The sequence below is a fragment of the Pseudomonas agronomica genome, assembly GCF_025917275.1.
GTDB lineage: Bacteria > Pseudomonadota > Gammaproteobacteria > Pseudomonadales > Pseudomonadaceae > Aquipseudomonas > Aquipseudomonas agronomica.
Genome location: NZ_JAOSHO010000904.1, coordinates 1 through 992, shown reverse-complemented (window position 1 = coordinate 992; position 992 = coordinate 1). Strand labels below are relative to the sequence as shown.

Below are 992 nucleotides of genomic sequence, written 5' to 3'. Positions count from 1 at the left end.
GCTCGGCAGCTCCTACAGTGCAGCCGAGCGGGAGCAAGCGCCCTCGCCACAAAGGCTATCTCTCCCCTTCCCAAAGACGCGACTACCATGACACCGCCCCTCCTTCATCTGGAAGACGAACTCACCCGCCTCACCCTGGCCCCACACCTGGGCGCCAGCCTCGTTGAATGGACCTTGCACAGAAACGGTGCACCGTTGTTGCGCCCGCCCACGCCGAACGCTGTAGAAAACGGTTTGCCGGGCAAACTCGGCTGCTTCCCTTTGATCCCCTGGTCCAACCGGATCGCCCAAGGCGGTTTCGATTGCCCTGGCGGCTGGCTCGCCCTGGAAGCCAACAGCCCCAACGATCCGTTTCCGATCCATGGCAGTGCCTGGCAGCAACCGTGGCAAGTGGCCGAACAGAGTGCACAGGAAGTCTTGTTGCAACTCGACAGCCAAACCCCGTTCGCCTATTGCGCCAGCCTACGGATCCGCTTGAGCGGCGGCCAATTGCAAATCGCCCTGCATGTCACGCACATGGCCGAACAGGCCGCGTGGCACGGACTGGGATTGCATCCGTACTTCCCGCGCACCGCCGGTACTCGCCTGCAAACCCGCGCCAGCGACGTGTGGATGTGCGACGCCACGAAACTGCCGACGGAGCTGAGGGACGTTCCCTCGGAGTGGGATTTCCAGCAACCGCGGCTATTGCCGGACACCCTCGTCGACAACGGCTTCGGTGGCTGGGATGGTCAGTGCCTGATCCAACAACCGGACCTCGGTTATGAACTGGAATGCCGCGCCAGCGGCAGCGATTACTTCTTGCTGTACTGCCCCGCGAGCCTGGATTTTTTCTGCATCGAACCGGTGAGCCATCCGGTCAACGCCCATCACCTGCCTGGACGGCCGGGGTTGCGCTTGCTGGAGCAAGGGCAATCGGTAGCGTTGGGATTTTCGATGCAGTGTCGAGAGTTGTAAAGCGCGCCGATCCCCGTGGCGAGGGAGCTTGCTCC

1 protein-coding gene is annotated in these 992 nt (G+C 62.6%); it reads left to right on the top strand.

Annotated features, from left to right (window positions below; translation table 11 throughout):
- The first annotated feature begins 87 nt into the window (after nucleotides 1–87).
- Nucleotides 88–957: an aldose 1-epimerase gene (locus OC610_RS28020; RefSeq protein ID WP_264432863.1), complete on the top strand. Its 870-nt coding sequence runs from the start codon at nucleotides 88–90 to the stop codon at nucleotides 955–957.
- The last annotated feature ends 35 nt before the right edge of the window (nucleotides 958–992 follow it).